At 60.4% G+C, this 20941-nt stretch carries 23 protein-coding genes and 1 pseudogene; 11 read left to right on the top strand and 13 right to left on the bottom strand.

The features are described 5' to 3' along the window. Positions 1 to 159: 159 nt before the first annotated feature. On the bottom strand, positions 160 to 369 hold the full coding sequence (locus tag C5748_RS29400; RefSeq protein ID WP_105740782.1) for a hypothetical protein: 210 nt from the start codon (positions 367 to 369) through the stop codon (positions 160 to 162). Here C5748_RS29400 and C5748_RS28500 point away from each other — a divergent pair. Beyond that, positions 272 to 781 carry a hypothetical protein gene (locus C5748_RS28500; RefSeq protein WP_199194721.1) on the top strand — a complete coding sequence of 170 codons (510 nt, stop codon included), beginning with the start codon at positions 272 to 274 and terminating at the stop codon, positions 779 to 781. The genes C5748_RS29400 and C5748_RS28500 overlap by 98 nt on opposite strands. On the opposite strand, the gene C5748_RS29395 is transcribed toward C5748_RS28500, so the two are convergent. The 7 genes and pseudogenes from C5748_RS29395 to C5748_RS04660 all read right to left on the bottom strand — a co-directional run bounded on the left by C5748_RS29395 (position 668) and on the right by C5748_RS04660 (position 6015). Further along, on the bottom strand, positions 668 to 907 hold the full coding sequence (locus C5748_RS29395; protein ID WP_105740781.1) for an LptA/OstA family protein: 240 nt from the start codon (positions 905 to 907) through the stop codon (positions 668 to 670). The two genes, C5748_RS28500 and C5748_RS29395, sit on opposite strands and share 114 nt — an antisense overlap. 72 nt (positions 908 to 979) lie before the next feature. Beyond that, a pseudogene (locus C5748_RS28780) lies at positions 980 to 1118 on the bottom strand (SRPBCC domain-containing protein); the annotation flags it as partial. Positions 1119 to 1128: 10 nt separating this feature from the next. Further along, positions 1129 to 2382 carry an RNA polymerase sigma factor gene (locus C5748_RS04680; protein WP_105740780.1) on the bottom strand — a complete coding sequence of 418 codons (1254 nt, stop codon included), beginning with the start codon at positions 2380 to 2382 and terminating at the stop codon, positions 1129 to 1131. Further along, on the bottom strand, positions 2379 to 2753 hold the full coding sequence (locus C5748_RS04675; protein WP_105740779.1) for a YciI family protein: 375 nt from the start codon (positions 2751 to 2753) through the stop codon (positions 2379 to 2381). The genes C5748_RS04680 and C5748_RS04675 overlap by 4 nt, the downstream gene beginning before the upstream one ends. Positions 2754 to 2856: 103 nt before the next feature. After that, positions 2857 to 3954 carry an ABC transporter substrate-binding protein gene (locus C5748_RS04670; RefSeq protein ID WP_105740778.1) on the bottom strand — a complete coding sequence of 366 codons (1098 nt, stop codon included), beginning with the start codon at positions 3952 to 3954 and terminating at the stop codon, positions 2857 to 2859. Beyond that, positions 3951 to 5354, bottom strand: a complete 1404-nt coding sequence (locus C5748_RS04665) for a sensor histidine kinase (protein ID WP_105740777.1) — start codon at positions 5352 to 5354, stop codon at positions 3951 to 3953. The genes C5748_RS04670 and C5748_RS04665 overlap by 4 nt, the downstream gene beginning before the upstream one ends. Further along, positions 5341 to 6015, bottom strand: coding sequence for a response regulator transcription factor (locus tag C5748_RS04660; protein WP_105741015.1), 675 nt, complete (start codon positions 6013 to 6015; stop codon positions 5341 to 5343). Before C5748_RS04660 ends, C5748_RS04665 begins: the two co-directional genes overlap by 14 nt. Before the next feature lie 335 nt (positions 6016 to 6350). Here C5748_RS04660 and C5748_RS04650 point away from each other — a divergent pair, with 335 nt between their 5' ends. From C5748_RS04650 to C5748_RS04640, 3 genes are all read left to right on the top strand, one after another. After that, the gene (locus C5748_RS04650) at positions 6351 to 7340 is read left to right on the top strand and encodes a Bug family tripartite tricarboxylate transporter substrate binding protein (RefSeq protein ID WP_245428801.1); all 990 of its coding nucleotides are present in this window, start codon (positions 6351 to 6353) and stop codon (positions 7338 to 7340) included. A 69-nt stretch (positions 7341 to 7409) separates the two neighbouring features. Then, positions 7410 to 7868, top strand: coding sequence for a tripartite tricarboxylate transporter TctB family protein (locus C5748_RS04645; protein ID WP_245428799.1), 459 nt, complete (start codon positions 7410 to 7412; stop codon positions 7866 to 7868). 33 nt (positions 7869 to 7901) lie between these two features. After that, on the top strand, positions 7902 to 9410 hold the full coding sequence (locus C5748_RS04640; protein WP_105740774.1) for a tripartite tricarboxylate transporter permease: 1509 nt from the start codon (positions 7902 to 7904) through the stop codon (positions 9408 to 9410). On the opposite strand, the gene C5748_RS04635 is transcribed toward C5748_RS04640, so the two are convergent. Continuing rightward, positions 9394 to 10170: a GntR family transcriptional regulator gene (locus tag C5748_RS04635; protein WP_105740773.1), complete on the bottom strand. Its 777-nt coding sequence runs from the start codon at positions 10168 to 10170 to the stop codon at positions 9394 to 9396. The two genes, C5748_RS04640 and C5748_RS04635, sit on opposite strands and share 17 nt — an antisense overlap. A gap of 127 nt (positions 10171 to 10297) precedes the next feature. Here C5748_RS04635 and uxaC point away from each other — a divergent pair, with 127 nt between their 5' ends. From uxaC to kduD, 7 genes are all read left to right on the top strand, one after another. Next, positions 10298 to 11740: a glucuronate isomerase gene (gene uxaC / locus C5748_RS04630; protein WP_105740772.1), complete on the top strand. Its 1443-nt coding sequence runs from the start codon at positions 10298 to 10300 to the stop codon at positions 11738 to 11740. A gap of 166 nt (positions 11741 to 11906) precedes the next feature. Then, positions 11907 to 12893, top strand: coding sequence for a TRAP transporter substrate-binding protein (locus C5748_RS04625; RefSeq protein ID WP_105741013.1), 987 nt, complete (start codon positions 11907 to 11909; stop codon positions 12891 to 12893). 166 nt (positions 12894 to 13059) lie between these two features. Beyond that, on the top strand, positions 13060 to 13581 hold the full coding sequence (locus tag C5748_RS04620; protein ID WP_105740771.1) for a TRAP transporter small permease: 522 nt from the start codon (positions 13060 to 13062) through the stop codon (positions 13579 to 13581). A 12-nt stretch (positions 13582 to 13593) separates the two neighbouring features. Beyond that, positions 13594 to 14874, top strand: a complete 1281-nt coding sequence (locus C5748_RS04615; RefSeq protein ID WP_105740770.1) for a TRAP transporter large permease — start codon at positions 13594 to 13596, stop codon at positions 14872 to 14874. A gap of 69 nt (positions 14875 to 14943) precedes the next feature. After that, on the top strand, positions 14944 to 15264 hold the full coding sequence (locus C5748_RS04610) for a cupin domain-containing protein (protein ID WP_105741012.1): 321 nt from the start codon (positions 14944 to 14946) through the stop codon (positions 15262 to 15264). 39 nt (positions 15265 to 15303) lie between these two features. After that, on the top strand, positions 15304 to 16131 hold the full coding sequence (kduI, locus tag C5748_RS04605) for a 5-dehydro-4-deoxy-D-glucuronate isomerase (RefSeq protein WP_105740769.1): 828 nt from the start codon (positions 15304 to 15306) through the stop codon (positions 16129 to 16131). After that, positions 16128 to 16886 carry a 2-dehydro-3-deoxy-D-gluconate 5-dehydrogenase KduD gene (gene kduD, locus C5748_RS04600; RefSeq protein ID WP_105740768.1) on the top strand — a complete coding sequence of 253 codons (759 nt, stop codon included), beginning with the start codon at positions 16128 to 16130 and terminating at the stop codon, positions 16884 to 16886. The genes kduI and kduD overlap by 4 nt, the downstream gene beginning before the upstream one ends. 275 nt (positions 16887 to 17161) lie before the next feature. Here kduD and C5748_RS04595 read toward each other — a convergent pair whose 3' ends face one another. The 4 genes from C5748_RS04595 to bglA all read right to left on the bottom strand — a co-directional run bounded on the left by C5748_RS04595 (position 17162) and on the right by bglA (position 20919). Then, on the bottom strand, positions 17162 to 17680 hold the full coding sequence (locus C5748_RS04595; RefSeq protein WP_105740767.1) for an RES family NAD+ phosphorylase: 519 nt from the start codon (positions 17678 to 17680) through the stop codon (positions 17162 to 17164). An 8-nt stretch (positions 17681 to 17688) separates the two neighbouring features. Further along, positions 17689 to 18039, bottom strand: coding sequence for an MbcA/ParS/Xre antitoxin family protein (locus C5748_RS04590; protein ID WP_105740766.1), 351 nt, complete (start codon positions 18037 to 18039; stop codon positions 17689 to 17691). 89 nt (positions 18040 to 18128) lie between these two features. Then, positions 18129 to 19214, bottom strand: coding sequence for an ABC transporter ATP-binding protein (locus tag C5748_RS04585; RefSeq protein WP_105740765.1), 1086 nt, complete (start codon positions 19212 to 19214; stop codon positions 18129 to 18131). Positions 19215 to 19239: 25 nt separating this feature from the next. After that, a complete protein-coding gene (gene bglA, locus C5748_RS04580; RefSeq protein ID WP_105740764.1) occupies positions 19240 to 20919 on the bottom strand; it encodes a beta-galactosidase BglA in 1680 nt (559 codons plus the stop codon). Between the last annotated feature and the right edge of the window lie 22 nt (positions 20920 to 20941).

Below are 20941 nucleotides of genomic sequence, written 5' to 3'. Positions count from 1 at the left end.
GCTCTTTTATGCGCCCGGGGCCACGCTGCTTATTTTCGTTTATTCCGGGGGCGAGCGGCGAATTTTGCGGCAAACTATACGGATGCGCCGTAAAATCAAAGCCTTGATGACTTTTTCTCGCAGATTTCCCTTCAGGTTGTGGTGTGTTTTGCCCTTTTTTCACGCATAGATTGCTGTCTTTTCCGGGAAAATTCGTGTGTCCGCCAGCGTCCAAAACGCCTGCGATACGCAATCCATATTATCGTGAAATGTTTCACCCAAGAGGGGGCGAATGGCAAGATCCCTGGCGTTGACCATCAAGTGGCCCATCACCACTTGGGAGGCGCCGTCAGCGCAAACGATGCGAATGGGATCGGTCAAAAAGGGCATTGCCTTTCCGCCGGATTGGTGCCTCCGGCGCGACAGCACATCTGTCGCCGCTGTCGGCAATGCGATCCGTGCGGCGACCGGAAACCGGCTTTACGATCTGCCAATGATGAGCAGCGGGTCATGGAAGCGATCGGCATCTGAGGGCGGTGATGATAAGTTCATCTACCACGATCAAGAGGATTTGGCACGAATTGCGCATCAAATACGGGTGCAAACCGTGCCAAAACGCAGGAAATTCTCAAAAAATAAAGATGAAATCAGCGGGCTCCGAGATCGAAAACCGCAGAAGGAGCGGTTTTCAGTGCTCCGCTTCGATGACGATCTTGCCATCCTTCTTGGAAATGGAAGCCTTGTCCATCTTGATCGTCGCTTTGCCGCTGAGAACGACCACATTGCCGGAGGCATGCGTTAAATTCTTGCTATCGACTTTAATGGTATCGGCTTTTATTTTCACGCTGCCGAATTGGCTGTTAGCGGCAAGGGCCGTGCTACCGAGGGCGAGCAGTGACGTCGTGGCGACGATGGCTAGTCTGTGCATGAAAGTCACTCCAACTGTTGTTGAAGGACCAAGGCTAGGAACGGTTTGTGTCGAATCTTTGGTGGGAGCAGTTCAGCGTTTGGCAACGAGCGCCGTGAGCTGATCGGCGCACTGGGCCCCAACCTTTGTGAAAGCCCATCTCCTCATGCGCCTTGCAGTCGGCAGCGCTCCAATGGCGGACGCGGGCCGTGTATCGCCTCTTGCCGCCCTCAGATAGTTGTTCAGGCGGAAGCGTCGACCTGCGCAAGCTGGTCGAGATGCATGCGGATATGGGCGGCTTCGGCGGCCGTATTGGCCAGCGAAATGGCGCGGTCGAAGGCAAGGCGTGCTTCCTCCGTACGGCCGAGTTTCATCAGCAGTCCGCCCTTGACGCCGAAATAGTGGAAATAGCCGGAAAGCCTTTCCTCCAGCGGCTCGATGAGGGCGAGCGCATCGGCCGGTCCGCGTGTCTTGGCGACTGCGACAGCGCGGTTGAGCGTAATGACGGGCGAGGGCGTATGCGTTTCGAGTGCCGAATAAAGCTGTTCGATTTCAACCCAGTCGGTGTCTTCCGCGCGCGCTGCGCGGGCATGGAGCGCGGCGATTGCCGCCTGGATCTGGTAAGGGCCGGGACGCCTGTGCCGCATCGCCTTGTCGATCAGCGCCAGACCCTCGGCGATCATCTGCCTGTTCCAGAGGTTCCGATCCTGGTTTTCAAGCAGAACGATCGCACCGTCGTTATCAAAGCGGGCTGCGGCACGCGCATGCTGGAGCAGCAGCAAAGCCATCAGCCCCATGATCTCGGGTTCGGTCGGGAAGATGCGCAATAGCAACCGGGCCAGCCTTATGGCCTCATCGCAAAGCGGGAAGCGCGCCTTGCCCTCATTGCCGCTTGCCGAATAACCCTCGTTGAAGATGAGATAGACCATGGCGCTGACCACTGCGAGCCGTTCGGCCCGTTCGATGGGGCCGGGCGTCTCGAACGGCAAATCGCCCGAGCCGATACGCGCCTTGGCACGGGTGATGCGCTGTTCCATGGCGCTTTCACTGATAAGAAAAGCCCGAGCGATCTGACGGACCGACAAGCCCGAAACGATCCTGAGTGCCAGCCCGATCTGCTGCGTCGCAGGCAGATCCGGGTGACAGCAGATGAAGAGCAGGCGCAGGATGTCGTCGCGATAATCGGCGACGTCCATTTTCTCGACAACCGCGGATTCGGTGTCTTCGAGATCGGATAACTGATCTTCGGGAGGCAACGCCTGATGCCTGGCCTGACGCCGCGCCACGTCGATCGCGCTGTTGCGCCCGACAAAGATGAGCCATGCGGTCGGATCGCGCGGCGGGCCGTTCTTTGTCCAGCTCTTGAGCGCCCTCAGGCAGGCCTCCTGGAACGCCTCTTCGGCTGTATCGAGATCGCGGAAATAGCGCAGAAGCGCCCCGACCGCCTGGGGGCGGGCGGCGGTCAGCGCGGTATCGATCCAGTGGGGGTCGGTCATGTGAGGTCTGGCGCGGGATTGAAAAGCATGATCGGGCGGATTTCATAGGAGCCGGTGCCGGGATTGGCGCGCGCAAGATCACGTGCCGTATCGAGCGCTTCGTCTAGTGACGCAGCTTCGATCACGTAGAAGCCCAAAAGTTGTTCTTTCGTCTCCGCGAAGGGCCCGTCTATGACGAGCGGCGTGTCGCCGTTCTTGCGCAGCGTCGTCGCCGCCGTTGTCGGCAGGAGCCTGGCCACGGGACCGAGCCGGCCCGCCTTGGCAAGCCCGTCCTGTACAGCCATGAGCTGTCCCATGACGGCGTCCTCTTCCTCCTTGGACCAGGAGCCGACGACATCTTCGGAATTATAGCAGAGTATCGCATAGAGCATGGGGCCGTTCCTCTTTCCCATAAAGACGCCATTCCTCTTCCATAAGACGAAGGAGCATGACCTTTCCCGACATCAGGTCGAGAGTTTTTTTCATATCCCGCGCTTACCGCCCGGTTTTCCCCGGACCGATGATCAGATTGCTCCAGTCGGCAATGAAGCGCTCGCGCTGCGCGTGATCCTGTGCGGCAAGAAGCTCTGGGCCGATGCGGATCGGCCGCGCAATGCCGGATTCGACCAGCGTCAGCGGGCCGTCGACATCGAGCGGCAAAGGGCCTTTTTCGGAGAAGAAGAAGGCTTTCTCGCGGGCGATCTCCTGTCCGCGCGCGGACAGGAGATAGTCGAGAAACCTGGTGCCGAGATCGCCGCGCGCCGTGTTTTTCGGGATCAACGCGCCACGGCTGAGGATCAGCGTGTAATCACGTGGCAGGACGATCTTCAACTGCGGATTCCGCCTGTGCTCGGCATAGGCATAGGAGCCCAGAATATTATAGCCGATGTAGAAATTGCCGCTCGATACCTGCTGGAGAACTTCGCTGTTGCAGCAGCGGACTGCGGCGTCGGCCCGGCTCATGCTTTCGAGCAGGCGGCCATAGACAGTGGTTGTCTGGCGTGCGTCATAAAATGCGAGCAGATAGCCGATACCGGACTTGCGCAGATCGTAAGTGCCGATGCGGCCGCGATAAAAATCGAGCTTGCGGCGAAGCAGGTCGGCGAGTTCCACATGCGTCCGTGGCACATCTTCGGCGGGCACCAGATCGCTGTTATAGACGAACACCGATGGCTCGAAGGTGAAGCCGAAGACCTCATCTCGCCAGTTCGCCCATGAGGCGACATTTTGCGTCTCCGGTGACCGGTGCGGTATCGCGCAACCGTCATTGGCGAGCTTCACCAGTTGATCGACGGAGGATGAGAGATAAATATCACCGAGCGCCGCGCCGTCGCGGCAGGCTTTGTCGGCTTCGTTGTAGAGGTCGTTGGTGACATATTCGACATATTCGACGGCGATATCGGGTGCCGTTTTCTGGAAGTCGAGGATGAGAGGTTCCATTGCATCGATATCGGTGGCGGCATGAATGGAGAGAACGCTCCGTTCCTGCTGTTGTGCCGGAAAGACATGCCGGCTGCCTTCCAGCGCGCTTGCCGAACCGGCGATGATGACGGCGGCAGCCATGGCAGAGAAGCGGATCAGTATCTTCTTCATTTCTGTTTCTTCACTTCTGTTTCCCGGGGCGCAAGCGGAATTTCCAGATAGACGGTAAAGCCGCGCGCTCCCTTTTCCCGGAACCCGAGACCGCCGCCATGGGCGGTTGCCACCTCGGATGCGATGGCAAAGCCGAGGCCGCCGCTGCCCTCATGGGCCTTGGACGTGACGAAGCGCTGCGTCACCTTCTCCCACTCCTTGACGGGAATGCCGGGCCCGTCATCCTCGACTTCCACTCTTGCGGTGTTGCCGTCGCTGACGACCCGCACCTCGAGGCGCGATATCGTTCCGTGCCGGAGCGAATTGTCGATGACGTTGACGATGGCCTCGCGAAGGCTGACGGGATCGCCGACTACCATCGGGGCATCGCTGGTCGCCTCGAAGGAGACCACGATATCGGGATCGATCGTGATCGGTATGGCTACGCGAAATGCGCGCCTCGCGATTTCCAGCAGATTGACCGGCGCAAGCTGCACCGAATCCGACCGGTGGATCACCATGGCATGGCTCAGGAGCTGGTTCGTCAGCCGTGCCAGTTCATCGGCCCGCTTCTTGACACGGGCCAGATGCCGGCGACCGGATTCATCCATCTGATCCTGGCCAAGCAGATCGACCTGTGCCGAAAGTGCGGTCAACGGCGTCCTGATCTGGTGCGCGGCATCCGCGATGAAGCGTTGCAGGAGATCGACCCGTTCATTCAGTCGCCCCATAAAATGATTGATGGAGGCGAGGAAGGGCTGAAGCTCGCGCGGGGCCTCGACCTCGACCGGCGTCAGATCCTGCGGATCACGGCGGCGCATCGCCGCGCCGAGATGAGCGATCGGCTGGAGCGAATAGCGGATGGCGAGCATTGTGCCCGCAAGCGCGAGAATACTCATGGCGGCAACGAGAATGACGGCACGATAGGTCAGCTCGCCGGCAAGGGCGCGCCGCGCCTCGGTCGTCTGCGCGACGATGACATGGGCCCAGCCGGAGAGCGTCGGATCGGAAAGCGCGCGGGCGACGATGGTCAGGCGGACCGGCGCACCGCGAAATTGGGCGGAGGCAAAGACGGGGTCGGCACGGACGCTATCGAGATCGATGCCGGTTTCGAGATCGTCATAGCCCGTCAGCGTCCGGCCGCCGGGATCGACGACGCGGTAGAAAATCCGGTCGCTGGCCGCAAGCCCGAGCAGTTCGAAAGCCGATGACGGCAGATTGATGACGAGATGGCCTGTCTCGACAGTCAGGCTCTCCGCCATCTGAATCGCGGCGCCGAGCAGCAACCGGTCATAGGCGTCGTCGGCGGCTGCCCTGGCATAATACCATGCGGCGGTGATCAGCAGTCCCGCTCCAATGCACAAGACCAGTGCAACACGCAGCGCAAGGCGCCAGAAAAGCGAAGGTTCACGCTGCGGCATCTGACACCAGCTGATAGCCGAGGCCGCGAACGGTGACGATGCGGGCACGCGAACCCTCGAGCTTTTTCCTCAACCGGCCGACATAGAGTTCGATGGCATTGTGGCCGGCGGGCTCGTCGAAGCCGAAAAGCTGGTCCAGCAACTCGTCCTTGCTGAAGACGCGGCCGGGGCGGGTGGCGAGGATTTCCAGAAGCGTCATTTCCCGACGCTTCAATTGCACTTCGCGCTTGCCGACACGCACGCTGCGGCTCGAACGGTCGAGAACGATGTCGCCGCACTCGATCAGGTTGGTGGCTTCTCCGGTGCTGCGGCGCAGGAGGACGCGGGCGCGCGCCTCCAGTTCGCGGAAATCGAACGGCTTGACGAGATAGTCGTCGGCGCCGAGATCCAGCGCCCCCACCCGGTCCTCGATCTCGGAGCGCGCGGTCAGCACGAGCACGGGGATGGATTTCTTCGCCTGCCGCAACCGGCGCAATATTTCGAACCCGTTGAGGCCCGGAAGCATCACATCGAGGATGACCAGATCGTAATCGGTGAAGTCGAGGATGTCGGACGCCGCCTGGCCGTCGGTTTCCCAATCCACGGTGTGACCGACCGTCTCGAACCGGCGGCTGATAGCCTCCCCCACATCCTGGGTATCCTCGACAAGAAGAATGCGCATTTTCGATGCATTTGCACGGAACCTGCCGGCGATCAAGGAAAACGGATAATGGAACGGCGCTCCGAAGCTGCTCTGCCGCCGGATCGGCGTGACAGCATGGTGACAGGTTTCTCCCCTATGAAGGCCGCAGCCTGTCTGCGGGAGAAGGACCGGACGGCGGCGCGGAGGAAATCGCAAAACTCACCCGAATACGGAAGCGACAGCGCATCCGTGGTTTCCCTGCAAACGAGCCGACGCAGCATGATCTCATGCGATGCGAAGGTATCCATGCCGTTGTGCAAAAGGTCCTGCACCCCGCCCCGGGTCGATGATGAAATCTAATGTGGGAGAGGATCATGATGAAAATGAAGACTGGAGCCCTTAAGGTGGGAGCCCTTGTCGCCGGCATCGTATTTGTGGCGCTGGCGGGCGGAAGCGCATTGGCTGAGCCAAGCAAGCCGGAATGCCTTGCCGGGGCAAAGCCCGGCGGCGGCTTCGACCTGACCTGCCGTCTCGCGGCCAATGCGCTGCTCGAAGCCAAGATGATCAGCAAGCCGATGGCCGTCACCTATATGGAAGGTGGCGTCGGCGCCGTTGCCTACAATCATGTGATCGGTAAGCGTGGCTCCGACGGCAATCTCATCACCGCCGCTTCCTCGGGTTCGGCGCTGCTGCTCGCCCAGGGCAAGTTCGGCCAGTATGATGAAACCGCAGTGCGGTGGCTCGGTGCGCTTGGCGCGGATTATGGCGTGCTGGTCGTTGCCGCGGATTCGCCCATCAAGACGCTTGGCGAACTCATCGATGCCTATAAGGCCGATCCTTCAAGCTTCGCCATCGCCGGCGGCGGCGCAGTCGGGTCGCAGGACTGGATGAAAGGCGCGATCCTTGCAAAGGCTGCAGATCAGGATCCGAAGAAGATGCGCTACGTCGCGCTGGAAGGCGGCGGCGCGGTGCTGACGGCGCTGGAAGGCGGTCATGTCAAGGTCGGCGCCGGCGATGCCGCCGAAATGGCGAAGCATCATGTTGCCGGAAAGGTCCGCATCCTTGCCGTCATGTCGAAGGAGCGCCTGCCGGGCTCCTTGGCCGACGTGCCGACGGCCAAGGAGCAGGGCATCGATATCGAATGGCCGGTGTGGCGCGGCTATTATGTCGGCAAGGACGTCTCCGATGCAGATTATGATTGGTGGGTCGACAGCTTCAAGAAGCTGGCCGAAACGCCGGAGTTCAAGAAGGAGCGCGAAGCGCGCGGCCTTTATGAGTACACTCTCATCGGCAAGGACTTCGAGGACCAGGTGAAGACCGACGTCGCCCGCTTCAAGATACTTGCCAAGGAAGCCGGCATGTAAACCACATAAGGCGGTCCGCCGGTATCGGCGGACCGCCTTGTCCTGGTTGCGCGAATGACGGAGAAATCGATGTCGGACAAAACGAAAACCGCTTCCCGCGCCGGTCGAATAGGCGGCGTCTGTCTTCTGCTTCTGGCGGTCGCCTATGGCATCGGCGGCAGCCGGATCGAATATGCCTTCGCTTCCGATCCGCTGGGGCCACGCGTCATACCGGTGATGCTGGCGATCATCCTTGCGGTGTTGTGCCTGTTCCATTTGAGGAAGCCGGGCCTGACGGAGCCGTTTCCAACCGGTTCGCTTCTGCTCAAAACCCTGGCTGTGCCGGCGTTCATCATTGTTGCCGTGCTTCTTCTAGAACCGCTTGGGTTTGCAGTGTCGATCTTTGTGCTGACGGCGGGAATCGGATGGATTTTCGGAGCGCCGTTGCGCAAGGCGCTGATCGGTGCAGCCGGGCACGCCCTCCTGTGGTGGTTCGTCTTCTCTTATCTGCTCGACGTCTATTTGCCGAAAGGCGCGCTTTTCGGCTGAGCGGCAGGCGGGAAACTGACCGAGGATATTTCCATGAACCTTGAATATCTCTGGGGCGGCTTTGCCGTTGCCCTCACATTCCAGAACCTGGCGATCGGCTTCATCGGCTGTTTCATCGGCACGATGGTCGGCGCGTTGCCGGCGATCGGTCCCATCAACGGCATCGCGCTGCTTTTGCCGATCGCCTACACGATGGGCCTGCCGGCCGAAAGCACGATGATCCTGCTGGCTTCGATCTATTGCGGCGCCGAATATGGCGGCCGGATTTCGTCCATCCTGCTCAACGTACCGGGAGACGCCGGCGCCGTGATGAGCGCTCTCGACGGCTATCCGCTTGCGCGTCAGGGGCGCGCCGGCGAGGCTTTGATGCTGAGCGGGCTTTCGTCCTTCGTCGGCGGCATGATCGGTGCAACCGGTCTGGCGCTGTTTGCGCCGCTGCTTGCCAGCCTTGCCATCGGCTTCGGACCGGCGGAATATTTCGTGCTCATGGTTTTCGCCTTCGCCACACTCGGTTCGATGGTCGGCAGCCAGCCGGTGAAAACGCTGATCGGCTGCACGCTCGGGCTGATGCTCGCCACGGTCGGTCTCGACGCGACGTCCGGCGCCTACCGCTTCACCTTCAACGAGCCGGAACTGGGTGACGGCATCGAATTCGTGGTTCTGGTGATCGGGTTGTTCTCGATCTCGGAAGCGCTCCTCATCCTTGAAAACCAGGCATCGGGCTTTACCGTCATCAAGAAACTCGGGCGGATAATCGTGCGGGCTGACGATGTCCGCAAATCCGTCGGCACCGCCTTGCGCAGTTCCGTCATCGGCTTTGTCGTCGGTGTCCTGCCGGGAACCGGCGCATCGGTTTCGAGCGCGATCGCCTATACCACCGCCAAGCGCCTGTCCGACACCGAGGGCACTTTCGGCAAGGGCGACATGCGCGGTCTCGCAGCACCGGAAGCGGCGAACAACGCCACGGCCTGCGGCGCGTTCGTGCCGATGCTGACGCTCGGCGTACCGGGCTCAGGCACCACTGCCGTCATGCTCGGCGCGCTGATGCTGTACAATATCCAGCCCGGTCCGATGCTGCTTACCGAGCGTCCGGAAATCGTCGGCGGCCTCGTTGCCTCGCTGTTCATCGGCAATATCATACTCTTGATCCTCAACCTGCCACTCGTCAATCTGTTCGCCCGGGTGCTGACGGTTCCCAACTGGCTGCTCGTTCCCGGCATTCTGGTGCTGTCGATCGTCGGCGTCTATTCGACCCACGCTTCGAGCTTCGCGGTCCTGCTGATGCTGGCGATCGGCATGGTAGGCTGGCTGTTGCGCAAGCTCGGCTTCGATATGGCGCCGATCATCCTCGGCTTCGTTCTTGGCCATGTCATGGAGATCAATCTGCGCAATGCGCTGGCGATCAGCGGCGGAGACGTCTCCATTCTGTTCCAGAGCAAGATTTCCCTGGTGCTATGGGTGCTTGCCGCTGGAATGGCCGTTCTTCCGCTAATCCTGGCCCGGCGTGCAAAGAAAAGGCTGAAGATCACCGCGCCGGCTTGACCAGCGCGGGTACTCTCAGGTTCAGGGGGCCGGCGTCCGTCCCCTGAACCGCTTGCGTCGCAGCAAAATACTGTGGATGCTGCTGGCGCAGCACGGCAATCAGCGAATTGATCCGTGACAAATGGTGGCGCATCGCCGTTTCGGCGCGTGATGTGGCGCGGTCGCGCAGGGCATCGATGATGGCGGCGTGTTCCCTGATGACGACGGGTTCGTTGAAGGCGAGGCTGAGATAGCGCACCCGGTCCATCTGCGCCTTCTGCTCATTGATCAGCGTCCAGACGAGGCCGCGGCCCGACCCTTCGGCGATAGAGCGGTGAAAAGCGTCGTCGAGATCGTGGAAAAGCTCGCGTTCGTTGACGGCGACCGCCTTGCGCTGGCGCTCGACAATATCCTCCAGCTGATCGATCAGCTCGTCGGAGCAGTTCTCACATGCGTCCCTGACGACCGCTGCCTCCAACGCCTCGCGGATGAAACGCGCGTTAAGGACGGCGGCCTCGGAAATCTTGCAAACTTCGGTGGCGCGTTTCGGCTGGATGCGGACGAACTCGATCTGCGCGAGCCGGATGAATGCTTCGCGCACCGGCTGGCGCGACACACCGAGCTGCTTGGCGATCTCGGCTTCCGAAAACTTGGAGCCGGGCGGCATCTGCAAGGTCAAAATGGCCGAATGCAGCGTCGTGAACACGCGGTCTGCGATGGTCGGATCACCTGTTTCCGGCCTTTCCGCCAGCTTTTCGCCCTTGGTCGAAAGTATGTCCATTCAGATCCGTTTTCCCTATTTACAAATCTACCATACCAGTTTTTACTAAGAAGAACAGTCACCGGCGAGGCCGAATTTTCCGGTCTCCGACGGATGCCGATAAACCTGCTTGGGAGGGACAGCCTGGATGTCGATAGCGCAGCAAAGCGCGCAAGGGCGTGAACAGCGGCTGCTGGACGAGGATCGGCTTTTTCCGGCGGATCCCGGCGCTCGCGCTGTCGCGCGGGGTCTTTATGCCCATATCCGCGATCTGCCTGTTATCAGCCCGCACGGTCACACCGATCCACGCTGGTATGCTGAAAACGAGGCGTTTCCCGACCCTGCCGAGCTCTTCGTGGTGCCGGACCACTATGTCTTCCGCATGTTGTTCAGCCAGGGCGTGAAGCTCGAAGAGCTGGGCGTTCCGACGCTGGATGGCGCCCCGGTCGAAACCGACAGCCGCAAGATATGGCGGCGCTTTGCGGAAAACTATTACCTGTTCCGCGGAACTCCGACGCGCATTTGGCTCGATCATGCCTTCGCAACGCTGTTCGACATCGATGTGGTGCTGTCGGCGAAGACGGCGGATTTCTATTATGAGCGCATTGCCGAGCGGCTGGCACAGCCCGACTACCGTCCGCGGGCGCTTTTCGAGCGCTTCAACATCGAGGTGATCGCCACCACGGAAAGCCCGCTCGACGATCTTCGCTGGCATAAAGAGATCGCGGAATCCGGCTGGAAGGGACGGGTGATCACCGCCTATCGGCCCGATGCGGTCGTCGATCCGGAGTTTCAGGATTTCCAGCGCAATATCGAGCGTTTCGGCGAACTTTCCGGTGCGGATATCGGTAATTTCGCCGGTTATCTCGACGCGCACCGCATCCGCCGCAGCTTTTTCAAGTCGTTTGGCGCGACCTCGACGGACCATGGCCATGCGACGGCGCGCACGGAAAATCTCGATCGCGGCGAAGCTGAGCGGCTATATCAAAAGGCGATCAAAGGCACCATTTCCGCCGAGGAAGCGGATGCTTTTCGTGGCCATATGCTGACCGAAATGGCGCGCATGAGCCTTGATGACGGCCTGGTGATGCAGATCCATCCGGGATCCTGGCGCAGCCATTCGAAGTCGATTTTCACGCGCTTCGGCCGCGACAAGGGGTTCGATATCCCGATGCGGACGGATTATGTGCGGGCGCTCAAGCCGATGCTCGACGCTGTCGGCACCGAGCCTGGCCTTTCCGTCATCCTGTTCACGCTCGACGAGACTGCGTATTCGCGCGAGCTTGCGCCGCTCGCCGGCGTCTATCCATGCCTGAAGCTCGGGCCCGCATGGTGGTTCTTCGACAGCGCGGAGGGCATGCGGCGCTTTCGTGAACTGACGACGGAGACGGCGGGCTTCTACAACACCGTCGGCTTCAATGACGACACCCGTGCCTTTTGCTCGATCCCCGCTCGCCACGACGTCGCGCGCCGGGTCGACTGCGCCTATCTGGCGGAGTTGGTGGTCACGGGCAGGCTTCGTGAGGACGAAGCCTATGAGGTTGCGCATGATTTGACCTATCGGCTTGTGAAGGAGGCTTACAGGCTTTGATGACTGGCTACAGCATCGGCCCGAAAATCGGAATCGATTTTCGGAACGCAGGATCCGTAGATTCAAAGACTTGAGACGCGTCCTTTGTGCGTCCAATTGGATGCACGGCGCTCTAAGGCCAGTGATTTGTCAACGGGGGCACAATGCTCAATTGGGAGGAGAAGACATGAAACATCTTGGAAAGTTCAGTGCCGCACTAGCGCTGTCTGCATCGCTGCTGGCGACGATTGTCGCCGCAGGGGCGCAGGAACTGGTGCTGAAATCCGCCGACACCCATCCCGATGGCTATCCGACCGTGGAAGCCGTCAAATATATGGGTGAGCTTTTGAAGGAGAAGACCGAGGGCCGTATCGGCATCGAGGTTTTCCATTCACACCAGCTCGGCGAGGAGAAGGAAACCATCGAGCAGACGCAGTTCGGCGTCATCGATCTCAACCGCGTCAACATGGCCCCGTTCAACGGCATCGTACCCGAAACGATCGCTCCGTCGCTGCCATATATATTCCGTTCGAAGGAACATATGCGCAAGGTGATGGACGGCCCCATCGGCGACGACATCCTGAAGGCCTTCGAGGCGCAGGGGCTGATCGGCCTCGTCTTCTACGATTCCGGTGCGCGTTCCTTTTATAATTCCAAGAAACCGATCAATACGATTGACGATCTGAAGGGAATGAAGTTCCGCGTCATCCAGTCGGATCTCTTCGTCGACATGGTGAACGCGCTCGGCGCCAATGCCACGCCGATGGCTTATGGCGAGGTCTATTCCGGCATCCAGACGGGGCTCATCGACGGGGCGGAGAACAATTGGCCGAGCTATGAATCCTCGAAGCATTACGAGGTCGCAAAATATTATTCCCTCGACGAGCATTCCATGTCGCCGGAAGTGCTGGTGATGTCGAAGAAGAGCTGGGACAAGCTCTCGCCGGAAGATCAGCAGGCGGTGCGCGAAGCGGCGAAGGAATCCGTTGGCAAGATGCGCGAGCTTTGGGACGCCAAGGAGATCGAGTCGCAAAAGATCGTTGAAGCCGCCGGCGTTCAGGTCACAAACCCCGACAAGCAGCCTTTTATCGACGCCATGAAGCCGGTCTACGAGAAATTCGCCAATACCGATGTGTTGAAGGATCTCGTGAAGCGTATACAGGAGACACAGTAAGCACAGCTGCGAGAGGGCCACGCCCTCTCGCAAGCTCTCCCGCGAGCGAGCGGGAGAGAATGCCAATCATGCTATGACGCTTTCTCCCCCGAACCACGGGGAGAGCATGTCGTGAGGGTACGAGACGCGTCATCGCATCATTCGAGAATACACCAAGGATCGTGTCATGCAGACCGCCATACGGCAAAGTGCAGCCGTCTTATCCCGCATCTCGATGCTTGCGCTTTGGGTGGCCGGTATCGGGCTCGTCCTGATGACGGTGTTCACCGGCTGGCAGGTGTGGTCGCGTTATGTACTCAACGCCTCGCCAAGCTGGACCGAGCCGTTATCCATCCTGCTGATGAACTGGTTCATCTTCCTGGGCGCCGCCGTCGGCGTGCGTGAAGGCTACCATCTCGGTTTTGACGTCGTGCTTTTCCTGCTGCCGGAGAAAGGCAAGGCGGTCCTGCGCTCGATCAGCGATATCGCGGTTCTGTTCTTCGGCGCCGGTATGGTCTGGTATGGCTTCGATCTGACCCGCGGCACATGGTCGGCAGTGATGCCCTCGCTCGGCCTGCCGGTCGGCGTCGATTATCTGCCGATCCTCGGCGGCGGCATTCTCATCGTTCTTTTCACGCTCGAACGTCTTGCGCGCCGCTTTTCCGGCCAGGAGACATTCGACGTCGAGATGCTCGACGCAACGGCCTGAAGGACCGGATCAATGGCGCTAACAGTTCTTTTCGGTTCGTTCGTCGTGCTTCTCCTGATCGGGACGCCAATCGCGTTTTGCCTCGGGATCGCATCCTTTGCCACGGTTCTTTATCTCGGCATTCCTCCCGTGGTGGTTTTCCAGCGCATGAATGCCGGTGTCAGTACCTTCGCGCTGATGGCGATCCCGTTCTTCATCTATGCCGGCGATCTCATGGTGCGCGGCGGTATCGCGCAGCGGCTGGTCGCTTTTGCGGGTTCCCTGTTCGGCCATCTGCGTGGCGGTCTGGGGCAGGTGAACATCGCCGCCTCGACATTGTTCGGCGGCATCTCCGGGTCAGCCGTGGCAGACGCCTCGGCCATCGGCGGTCTGATGATCCCGCAAATGAAGGCGCGCGGCTATGGCGTCGATTACGCCGTCAATGTCACAGTCACCAGCGCCATCATCGCGCTGATGATCCCGCCCTCGCACAATATGATCATCTATTCGATCTCGGCCGGCGGCATGATTTCGATCGCCGACCTCTTCACCGCCGGCATCATACCGGGCATCCTGCTGGCAATCGTCCTGATGATCGCCGCCTGGGCGGTTGCCACAAAACGCGGCTATCCGCTCGGACAGTTTCCGGGCTGGGTGGCGGTTGCGCAATTCGCGGTGGCCGCCATTCCCGGACTGATCCTGATCGGCATCATTTTCGGCGGCGTGCGCTCCGGCGTTTTCACTGCAACGGAAAGCTCCTGCATCGCCATTCTCTATGCCGCGCTTATAACGCTCACCGTCTACCGCTCCATGTCGCTTTCCGATTTCGTCGAGGCGACGATGGGGGCTGTGCGGACCACGGCCATGGTGCTGCTCATCATCGGCTGCGCCGCGTCCTTTGGCTGGCTGCTCGCCTTCCTGCGCGTGCCGGCGACGATGATCGCCTTCATGCAGTCGATATCGAGCGAGCCGCTGGTCATCTTTCTGCTGATCAATGTGATGCTTCTCTTCCTCGGCACCTTCATGGACATGTCGCCGCTGATCATCATCACCACCCCGATCTTCCTGCCGGTCGTGCAGGCCTATGGCATGGATCCGGTGCATTTCGGCGTTCTGCTCGTCCTCAATCTCGGTATAGGACTTTGCACGCCGCCGGTTGGCGCGGTGCTTTTCGTCGGCTGCGCGGTGGGCAAGATCAGAATCTGGGAGGCGGTGCGTTCGATATGGCCGTTCTATTTCGGTGCGCTCGCCGTGCTGATGCTGGTCACCTATATTCCGGCGCTGTCGCTATGGCTGCCGAGACTCTTTCATTAGAGCATGATGCCGAAAAGTGTGAAGCGGTTTTCGGGCGACATCATGCGCCAACTTAATTCGAGGTATGAAATGACGGATCGACAAGACGCTCTTCCATGGGTGGAGACGGGGGGAGGGGTAAGCCGCCGCGTGCTTTCCCACACGCCGGAGGTGATGCTGGTGGAGTTCCGCTTCGGCCCTGACGGGTTCGGCACGCCGCACCATCACCCCCATATCCAGGCGACTTATGTGCGCGAAGGCCGCTTTGAATTCACCATCGATGGCGTGGCGCACATCATTGCGGCGGGCGATACGCTGATCGTACCGTCGAACGCGGTGCATTCCTGCCGGGCGCTCGAGCCGGGAACGCTGATCGACGTATTCACGCCGCGGCGTGACGATTTTCTCTGATTATATCCAATCCCAATCCAGTTGAACCAGGAGGCAGAAATGCTGAAAACCGAAACACGGCAGGCCATCGATCCGCGCCATGCAAAGATTCTCGACACGGCGGAGCTCCGCAAGGAGTTCCTGATCGAAGACCTTTTCATCGAGGGCAGGATCAATCTCGTCTACAGCCATCTCGACCGCATGATCGTCGGCGGCGCGGTGCCGGGTGCAACCGCGCTGGAACTCAATGCCGCCAAGGAAACCGGTACGCCGGGCTTCCTCGATCGCCGTGAAGCCGTCATTGTCAATGTCGGCAGCGAGGGTACGGTTTCCGTCGGCGGTAGCGAACATGCACTCGGCAATCGCGACATGCTTTATGTCGGCATGGGTGCCGGCGCACTGACATTTTCGGGAAAGGGCGCACGCTTTTACATCCTTTCCGCGCCCGCTCATCGCACATTGCCGACGCGGCTGGTGCGGATCGCCGATGCCAAGCGCCTCGATCTTGGCGATCGGGCGACGTCCAACGAGCGCTCCATATTCCAGTTCGTGCACCCTGATGTGATGGAATCGTGCCAGCTCGTCGTCGGAATGACCAAGCTCGCCGACGGTTCCGTCTGGAACACGATGCCGGCGCATGTCCATGACCGGCGTTCGGAAGCCTATCTCTATTTCGACCTGCCGGAAGATCAGCGCGTTTTCCATTTCATGGGCGAGCCTTCGGAAACCCGGCATCTCGTCGTGAAGAACGAGCAGGCGATCCTTTCTCCGGGCTGGTCGGTGCATTGCGGCGCGGGCACCGCTTCCTACACGTTCATCTGGGCGATGGCCGGTGACAATGTCGACTACCGCGATGTCGACATGGTGAAGATGGAGGATATGCGGTGAGCGACCTCTTCGATCTCACGGGTCGCCGCGCCTTTGTCACGGGAGCAAATACCGGCATTGGCCAGGCGATCGCGGTTTCTCTTGGTCAAGCCGGCGCGCAGGTGATCTGTGCCGGCCGGTCCTCGATGGCCGAGACGCTGGCCAAGCTGAAGGAAGCGGGCGCGACGGGTTTCGAATGCCTGGCCGATTTCGCCGACAAGGATGGCGCCGTCCAGGCCTTCGATGGCGCAGCCGAGGCACATGGGGCCATCGACATTCTCGTCAACAATGCCGGTATCATCCGGCGGGCGGATGCGGTGGATTTCACGGAAGCCGACTGGGACGAGGTGATGGATGTCAATCTGAAGTCCGTCTTCTTCCTGTGTCAGGCTTTTGCCCGTGGGCTCCTCAGCCGCAAGGCGGAGGGAACGGTCATCAATATCGCTTCGATGCTGTCCTTCCAGGGCGGCATCCGCGTTGCATCCTATACGGCCTCGAAGAGCGGCGTCGCCGGGCTGACGAAGCTGCTTGCCTGTGAATGGGCGGGGAAGGGCATCAATGTCAACGCCATCGCGCCGGGCTATATCGCCACCAACAATACCGAGGCGCTGCGCGCCGACCGGCAACGCAACGACGATATCCTCAAGCGCATTCCGGCCGGACGCTGGGGCGAGGCATCGGATATCGGCGGCGCCGCGGTGTTCCTGGCATCGAAGGCGGCGCGCTATATCCATGGCGCGGTGATCCCGGTCGATGGCGGATGGCTCGCGCGGTAAGGGCACTTACCGGTTCTAGAGCGGTTCCTGTTTTAATGGAATCGGGGTCGCTTTAAATAGCAATGGCCTTAATGTCTGACCGCCGGTGGGGTGGCAATGTTCCGGAATGGGTCCTCGGGTCAAGCCCGAGGATGACGGACTGGAGAGGCTTCCGCCCGTCTTTAACGTTGGCGATTGGCGGAAAACATCTCTGCAATCGTCATCCTCGGGCTTGACCCGAGGATCTATTCCGGAACATCGCCGCTCCACCAGCGGTCGGACACAACATTTCCATCTTAAAGTGAACCGCTCCAGGGTCGATGCGTTAGCCGCCCTTCGTCGTCGATCAGCACGAGGCGGGCGGGAACTGCATCGCCCCATTGCCAGAGCACGAGGTTGAGGTCCGTCCCGTCGGTGCCCGGCGCAAAACTTCGAACAAGCAATGCGCGGTAGCCCTTTGCAATCAGCTGCCGGGCAAACGCCTGCGTTCTTGCTTCTCCGCTCGCCCTCATCTGATCGCGCCATGTGCTGTCGGCAAGGGCGGCGGCGTCCATGCCCTCCGATTTGAGCGCTGCGCCATCCCGGCTGTCGAAGACGCCGTCGATCTCTGCCTCATAGGAGACGAGGGTCGTGGGCTGGAGGTTCCCAACCTGATTTGCCTCTCGGAGCGCGGTCGATATCGATAGCGACGTATAGAGCGCCGGCACGCCTTTCGGGTTGTAACGCCCGCCATAAAGTTCAGCGCCGTGCCCTGAGAGTGGCTCATTTGCGTAGACAGGATTGAGGGCACGAAAGAGCTGGCCACGATAGAGCATGGCCGATGTCAGGCGTGAACGCCGGCATCGACCGCGTCGATATATTCGAGCACCTCGTCAGCGCGTCCGCTGCGCACCAGCTGCATGGCAGTCTGGCCGGAGAAACCGGGCAGCGGCTCCGATCGGTACCAGGCATAAGCCATCAAAGCGGAGCCGAAACGCGGCTCGACCTTGTTGATGATCTCGACCATCTCGCGTAGCCGCTTCTGCGTCCTGTCGGAGCGGACGCGTTCCTTGCGCTGCACCGCATCGCGGCCGAGACCGGCGGTGCGAGCCACTTCCTCGCTGGTCGTACGCAATGCCTCTGCGATCTTGCGTGGAGCGAAGAAGCCGTTGTCCGCATATTGAACCAGTGCCATCTCAACCTTCCCTCAGACAATTATCGCAGATACTGACGCAATATAGCGTCTGTTGGAGTGGCATTCAAGGAGTGAAAATCGGGAACGTTCTATCGCAGGGTCTTTCCTTCCGCGTTGAACAGGTGCAGCTTTGCCGGATCGGCGGTCAGTCGCACCTTTTCTCCGCGCTCGAAAGGCTGATTGCCTGGAAGCTTGGCAATCAGCGGCTCCTCGCTGGACAATCCTTCGACATAGAGAAGCGTGACCTCGCCCAGCGCTTCGATGATCGAGGTCGTACCCTCGATGATGGAGTCCGAACCGGTCGCAACGCTCAGGTCCTCCGGTCGCACGCCGAAACTCACGGCTGCGCCTTTTTCCGAATCCGGCGTGGCGATATCGAGCGTCACTTCCCTGTTTCCCGGAAGCGCCACCGTCGTCCTGGCGCCGGTGGCGGTGATCGACGCCGGAATGATATTCATTGCCGGGGAGCCGATGAATTTGGCGACGAAGAGGTTTGCCGGGCGCTCGTAGAGCTCCATCGGGGCGCCAACCTGCTCGATAATGCCGCCGGACAGGACGACAATGCGGTCGGCGAGCGTCATCGCCTCCACCTGGTCATGGGTGACATAGATCATCGTGGTGCCCGACATCGCTTCGCTGAGCCTGGCGATCTCGATGCGCGTCGCCACCCGAAGCGCGGCGTCGAGGTTCGACAAGGGCTCGTCGAAGAGGAACACCTTGGGATCGCGGCAGATCGCCCGCCCGATGGCGACGCGCTGGCGCTGGCCGCCGGAAAGCGCTTTCGGCAGGCGGTCGAGATAGTCGGTCAGCTGCAGGATGTCTGCCGCCGAACGCACGCGCCGATCGATCTCCTGCTTCGATTCCCGTGCGATACGCATTCCGAAGGCCATGTTGTCGTAAACCGTCATGTGCGGATAAAGCGCATAGGATTGGAACACCATCGCGATGCCGCGTTTCGACGGCGGAACGTCGTTGACGACCTCGCCGCCGATCTCCAGCGTGCCGCCGGAAATATCCTCGAGCCCGGCGATCATCCTGAGAAGGGTGGACTTGCCGCATCCCGAAGGCCCGACGAAGACGATGAATTCTCCTTCCTCGATCTCAAGGTCGATCCCGTGGATCACCTTGACGTTGCCATAGGACTTGCGGATGTCCTTCAAACGTACTGCCGTCATGTGTTCCTCTCCTCGGGTGCCTTTATCAGCTGATTCTTGCGAAGAATGCGTCATATGGTGGCAATTCTAGTCTGTCCGGAAGCAGAAGGCCCGAGAAGCCGTGATGTTCAAGGGTTTCGACATGTCCCTCCGGCCGTTCGATGAACTGTTTATCTTCGGATAGATTGAAGGCGCAGAAGATCGTTTCGTTGCCGTGACGTCTGACAAAGGAAAGGACCGGTCCCTTCGTCTGCATGAACTCGATATCGCCCCTGACCAATGCCGGATGGCGCCGGCGGAAGGCAAGCAGGCGCCGATAATGGTTGAGCATCGATCCAAGCACATGCTCCTGTGCGTCGACAGCCAGCGGCAGGTGCTCGCGCGGTACCGGCAGCCATGGGTTGCCTTCGGTGAACCCGGCGGCATGGCCGTCCTTTTCCCAGACCATCGGCGTGCGGCATCCGTCGCGGCCCTTGAAGTCGGGCCAGAACTGGATGCCGTAGGGATCCTGCATATCCTCGAATGCGATATCGGCTTCGGTGAGCCCGAGTTCCTCACCCTGATAGATGCAGACCGAACCGCGCAACGACAGAAGCAATCCAGGCAGAAGCCGCAGATATCGTTCGGGATCGCCGGCCTGCGATGCCCAGCGGGTCGCCGGGCGGATGACATCATGGTTGGAGAAGGCCCAGCAGGCCCATCCCTCCGGGGCGGCCTTTTCGAAAGCGCCGATGATGGAGGCGATGCGGTCGGGCGACAGCAGGTCGGGCGACAGGAACTCGAATGCATAGCATTTGTGCATCTTGTCGCCGCCGGAGGTATATTCCGCGATCAGTTCAAGCCCGCGCTGGGCTTCCCCCACCTCGCCGACGGCAGAAATTGCCGGAAACTCGTCCATCAACGCGCGCAGCCGGCGCAAAAAATCCGGATTCTCGGGACGGTTCTTGTCGTAGATATGATCCTGGTAATTGTAGGGATTGACCGCTGGCGTGACCATCGCATTGCGTCTTTCCGGTGGCAGCGGCGGATTATCGCGCAATTCCTTGTCATGAAAATAGAAGTTGATGGTGTCGAGGCGGAAGCCGTCGACGCCGCGCTCCAGCCAAAAGCGCGTCACGTCCAAAACCGCATCCTGCACTTGCCGGTTGTGGAAATTCAGATCCGGCTGCGAGGCCAGGAAATTGTGCAGATAATATTGCTGGCGCCGCGTATCCCACGTCCAGGACGACCCGCCGAAGACGGAAAGCCAGTTGTTCGGCGGCGTGCCGTCGGGCTTCGCCTCAGCCCATACATACCAGTCCGCCTTCGAATTATCGCGGCTCTTGCGGCTCTCGATGAACCATGGATGCTGATCGGAGGTGTGCGAGATCACGAGGTCGATCATGACACGGATGCCGAGGCGATGCGCCTCTGTGACGAGATGGTCGAAATCCTCAAGCGTGCCGAACATCTCGTCGACGCCGTAATAGTCCGACACGTCGTAGCCGAAATCCTTCATCGGCGACGGAAAGAACGGCGATATCCAGATGGCATCGACGTCGAGCGAGGCGACATAGGGGAGCTTTTCGGCAATGCCTCTGATGTCGCCGATGCCGTCGCCGCTCGTATCGCGGTAGGAGCGGGGATAGATCTGATAGATGACCGCGCCGCGCCACCAGTCCCGGTCCGGAACCTGTCCGATCGGGGCCCGGTAGGGCGCTGCATTCGTGCTGATGGTCGTTGTCATGAAGAATGTACCTGTATGTGTG

This window comes from Phyllobacterium phragmitis, assembly GCF_002980495.1.
In the GTDB taxonomy this organism is placed as follows: domain Bacteria; phylum Pseudomonadota; class Alphaproteobacteria; order Rhizobiales; family Rhizobiaceae; genus Paramesorhizobium; species Paramesorhizobium phragmitis.
This window is presented reverse-complemented; position numbering and strand designations above follow the sequence as displayed.

Coding starts and splice junctions, on each gene's coding strand:
- C5748_RS28500 (WP_199194721.1), top strand. CDS start 272: ATGGCAAGATCCCTGGCGTTGACCATCAAGTGGCCCATCACCACTTGG.
- C5748_RS29400 (WP_105740782.1), bottom strand. CDS start 369: ATGCCCTTTTTGACCGATCCCATTCGCATCGTTTGCGCTGACGGCGCC.
- C5748_RS29395 (WP_105740781.1), bottom strand. CDS start 907: ATGCACAGACTAGCCATCGTCGCCACGACGTCACTGCTCGCCCTCGGT.
- C5748_RS04680 (WP_105740780.1), bottom strand. CDS start 2,382: ATGACCGACCCCCACTGGATCGATACCGCGCTGACCGCCGCCCGCCCC.
- C5748_RS04675 (WP_105740779.1), bottom strand. CDS start 2,753: ATGCTCTATGCGATACTCTGCTATAATTCCGAAGATGTCGTCGGCTCC.
- C5748_RS04670 (WP_105740778.1), bottom strand. CDS start 3,954: ATGAAGAAGATACTGATCCGCTTCTCTGCCATGGCTGCCGCCGTCATC.
- C5748_RS04665 (WP_105740777.1), bottom strand. CDS start 5,354: ATGCCGCAGCGTGAACCTTCGCTTTTCTGGCGCCTTGCGCTGCGTGTT.
- C5748_RS04660 (WP_105741015.1), bottom strand. CDS start 6,015: ATGCGCATTCTTCTTGTCGAGGATACCCAGGATGTGGGGGAGGCTATC.
- C5748_RS04650 (WP_245428801.1), top strand. CDS start 6,351: ATGATGAAAATGAAGACTGGAGCCCTTAAGGTGGGAGCCCTTGTCGCC.
- C5748_RS04645 (WP_245428799.1), top strand. CDS start 7,410: ATGTCGGACAAAACGAAAACCGCTTCCCGCGCCGGTCGAATAGGCGGC.
- C5748_RS04640 (WP_105740774.1), top strand. CDS start 7,902: ATGAACCTTGAATATCTCTGGGGCGGCTTTGCCGTTGCCCTCACATTC.
- C5748_RS04635 (WP_105740773.1), bottom strand. CDS start 10,170: ATGGACATACTTTCGACCAAGGGCGAAAAGCTGGCGGAAAGGCCGGAA.
- uxaC (WP_105740772.1), top strand. CDS start 10,298: ATGTCGATAGCGCAGCAAAGCGCGCAAGGGCGTGAACAGCGGCTGCTG.
- C5748_RS04625 (WP_105741013.1), top strand. CDS start 11,907: ATGAAACATCTTGGAAAGTTCAGTGCCGCACTAGCGCTGTCTGCATCG.
- C5748_RS04620 (WP_105740771.1), top strand. CDS start 13,060: ATGCAGACCGCCATACGGCAAAGTGCAGCCGTCTTATCCCGCATCTCG.
- C5748_RS04615 (WP_105740770.1), top strand. CDS start 13,594: ATGGCGCTAACAGTTCTTTTCGGTTCGTTCGTCGTGCTTCTCCTGATC.
- C5748_RS04610 (WP_105741012.1), top strand. CDS start 14,944: ATGACGGATCGACAAGACGCTCTTCCATGGGTGGAGACGGGGGGAGGG.
- kduI (WP_105740769.1), top strand. CDS start 15,304: ATGCTGAAAACCGAAACACGGCAGGCCATCGATCCGCGCCATGCAAAG.
- C5748_RS04595 (WP_105740767.1), bottom strand. CDS start 17,680: ATGCTCTATCGTGGCCAGCTCTTTCGTGCCCTCAATCCTGTCTACGCA.
- C5748_RS04590 (WP_105740766.1), bottom strand. CDS start 18,039: ATGGCACTGGTTCAATATGCGGACAACGGCTTCTTCGCTCCACGCAAG.
- C5748_RS04585 (WP_105740765.1), bottom strand. CDS start 19,214: ATGACGGCAGTACGTTTGAAGGACATCCGCAAGTCCTATGGCAACGTC.
- bglA (WP_105740764.1), bottom strand. CDS start 20,919: ATGACAACGACCATCAGCACGAATGCAGCGCCCTACCGGGCCCCGATC.